This is a genomic window from Limimaricola cinnabarinus LL-001, from assembly GCF_000466965.1.
GTDB classification, from domain to species: Bacteria; Pseudomonadota; Alphaproteobacteria; order Rhodobacterales; family Rhodobacteraceae; genus Limimaricola; species Limimaricola cinnabarinus.
The window spans coordinates 1-3033 of record NZ_BATB01000130.1; the positions used below are offsets into that span (position 1 = coordinate 1).

Sequence of the window (3033 nt, forward strand, 5' to 3'; positions counted from 1 at the left end):
CCGGTCCGGCCTTTTGCACTGACACGTTCTTCGAAGAACGTGCAGACTTTTTCGATGAGGTCTGGCTAATCCCGCGCCATCACGCGCAACCTGATCCCGGCTTTGGACCGCACCGTCAGATGCGCCACCGGCACCGGAACGTCGCCCACCACCGGCTCGAACCGGTAGCGCGCCAGCAAGGCTGCCAGCAGCACCGCCGCCTCGGCCATGGCAAACCCCGCGCCGGGGCAGACACGCGGCCCGGCGCTGAACGGCAGGAAGGCCCGCCGGGCGCTGTCTTTCGTATCGGCCCGTCCCCAGCGGTCGGGATCGAAGCCGTCGGGATCGTCCCAGAACCGCTCGTGCCGGTGCAGGTGCCATGGCGAAAGCACCACCTGCGTGCCACGGCGCAGGTCCCTGTCGCGGAACCGCTCGGGCCTCGTGGTCTCGCGCACCATCATCGGGACCGGGGGATAGAGGCGCAGCGCCTCGCGCGTGCAGTCGCGGATGAACTTCAGCTTGGAAAGCCCTGCGAACTCGCCTGAAAACGCCGCTGCCTCCTGTGCCGCGCGCTTCTGAATTTGCGGATGCGTGGCCAGAAGGTAGAGCGTCCAGCCCAATGTCGCGGCGCTGGTCTCGTGGCCGGCCAAAAAGAAGATCGCCACCTGATCGACCATCTCATCGGGCGAAAACCGCTCCCCCGTCTCGGGATCGGGCGTGGTCATGATCTTGGTGGCGAGGTCGCGCGGCGCCTCGCCCGCCGCGATCGCCTCGGCCCGCGCCGCCACCAGCCCTGCGATCAGTCCCCTGATGCGTCGCGCGGTGCGACGGGTCGCACGCGAATGCAGGCGCGGCATCCAGCGCGGCCCCTTCACGAAGGCCGCGAGGTTCAAGAGCGGCTGGCTTCGCTGATGCGCATGGAATTCCCGATATGTGGCTTGCGCCGTCTCGTGTTCGATCGGGATCGAGAACAACGTGCGAAAGATGACGTCGGCGGCGGCGTGGCTCGCCTGTTCCTCGATCTCGACCGGGCGCCCGTCCGCCAGCGGGGCGAGCCGCGCCGCCGCCGCCGCGCCTGCCGCGTGCATCTCGGCGAAGCTGTCCCTGAGCTTGCCGCCCTCGAAGGCCGGGTCGATGATCCGCCGCTGCCGCTCCCATGTTGCGCCGTTGGTGAGGAACACCGAGTCTCCCAGAAGCGGGCGCAGCCCCGCGCCGATCCGGTCGGATTTGGGAAAGTCGCGCGGGCGTTCGTTCAGCACGCGGCGCAGCAATGCGGGATCGTTAATCAGCACCGAGCGAAAAAACGGCGTGCGGAACTCGGCCATCCAGGCACGGTAGAGCCGCGCGGGCTGGGCCGAGAGGATATCGGCCCGAAACAGCCGCAGGTGCCGCCACAGCGATACGCGCGGCGCGCGGGCGACGGGCTTGGGCGGAAGCGTCATGCAGTGACGGCGACATGCGGCGACAGGGGCCGGCGGATGGCCTGCCGCGACGGCGCGCGATCCGCGAAACGCGCGGCCAGCGTCAGCGGCCCGGCGGTGACGCGAAAATAATCGTAATCGCCCGGCCGGTCGAAGGCGCAGAGATACTGGAAATGCAGCCGGAAGAACCGCCAGCGCAGCGCGCGCCAGCGCTCGGGGCTCAGCGTGCGGGTGAAGGCGGCCGACATCACCAGGGGCCAGCGCTGATCCTCGGGGGCGACACCCGACACCGCCACCGGGTCGCACAATGCAAAGGCACAGCCGTCGCCCGGCGCCGTCACATCGAGCCATGTCAGCTCCTCGCGTGCCGAGAGATAGGCCAGGTCGGCGCGCAGGCGGCGGGCTTCGGGCAGGAACGACATCATCGGCACCACCTGCCCCAGCGACATGAAACCCAAGGCCGGGCCGCCCGCGGGTTTGCGCCCGGCGCGGATCAGGTCCGACAGCACCGAGATCGCCAGATGCGCGCCAGAGGAATGGCCCACCACGAGCACCTCGTCCACATCCTCGCACAGGGCCGCGGCGATGTGATTCTCGAACAGCGCCAGCCGAGCTTCGAGCGCCGCAGGGTTGGCTCCCCCCCACCGCGCGGCAAAAGCGTAGTCGTGCATCAGGTAGTAGGCGAAGACGCGGCGGTCATGGCGTTTGCACCACAACAGCACGGCGCAGGTCACACCCGCCAGCACCGGCCAGTAGGCCACCCAGCTTGGCAGCCCCACCCAGTGCGCGAGCGTCGCCGCGAGGCCGCCCGCGAGCGTCCCCAGAGCCAGCGCCAAACCAAGCTGCATCAGCAGCATCACCACCGGGTAGAGCGCCGCGATCACCGGCCCTTTGCGCAGCCGCATCAGCCGCATCAGAGCGCCGCTCGACATGTAGGTCCAGGCGGTGCGTAGAAGCTGGCCATAGGTGGCGAGGACGCCGCCCTGCATCTGTTCGCGCACGATGTCGGACCAGACCAGCACCTCGAACTCGGTTTGCACCTCGCCGCCTTCGATCCGGGCCGCGACGTCCCAACCGAAGCGGCGGCCGCGCGCGGGCGAGAGCGACAGATCGAAGCCGGACAGATCGGCCTGCGCGGCCCCTTCGGTTCGATACAGCTCGCGGTAGCGACGCGGGTGGATCGGGTCGAAGCCGGGGATGTAGAACACCCGCCGACGGCGCACCCGCCGCATTGATGATCCATCCATGACCGCTCCCCCTTCCGCCCCAGACTAGAGAAGGAAGCGGGCCACCATAAGGCCGAATGCGGGCCTCAGCCGAGCGCCGCGAGCGAGGGAAAGGTTTCGAGCAGCCAGAAGCTGAAATCCGAGAACTGCCCGGTCAGCATCATCAGGCCCACGGTCCACAGGAGCAGCCCCGAGGTCCGCTCGATCCGACCCATGTGCCGCTTCATCCATGCCATCGCGCCCCCCAGCCGGGGAAAGAACGCCGCGACCAGCAGGAAGGGAATGCCGAGACCGGCGGCATAGACCGCCAGCAGGGCCGCGCCGCGCGCCACGTCGGCCTCGGTCGCCGCCAACCCGAGGATGGTGCCGAGGATCGGCCCGAGGCAGGGCGTCCAGCCGAAGGCGAA

3 protein-coding genes are annotated in these 3033 nt (G+C 69.1%); all 3 read right to left on the minus strand.

The window, feature by feature from the left end:
• Positions 1-65: 65 nt before the first annotated feature.
• The gene (locus MBELCI_RS18540) at positions 66-1421 is read right to left on the minus strand and encodes a cytochrome P450 (protein WP_021695780.1); all 1356 of its coding nucleotides are present in this window, start codon (positions 1419-1421) and stop codon (positions 66-68) included.
• Positions 1418-2647: a hypothetical protein gene (locus MBELCI_RS18545; protein WP_021695781.1), complete on the minus strand. Its 1230-nt coding sequence runs from the start codon at positions 2645-2647 to the stop codon at positions 1418-1420. Before MBELCI_RS18545 ends, MBELCI_RS18540 begins: the two co-directional genes overlap by 4 nt.
• A 65-nt stretch (positions 2648-2712) precedes the next feature.
• On the minus strand, positions 2713-3033 hold a 321-nt coding region (locus tag MBELCI_RS18550), incomplete at its 5' end, for a cytochrome c biogenesis CcdA family protein (protein WP_045320521.1).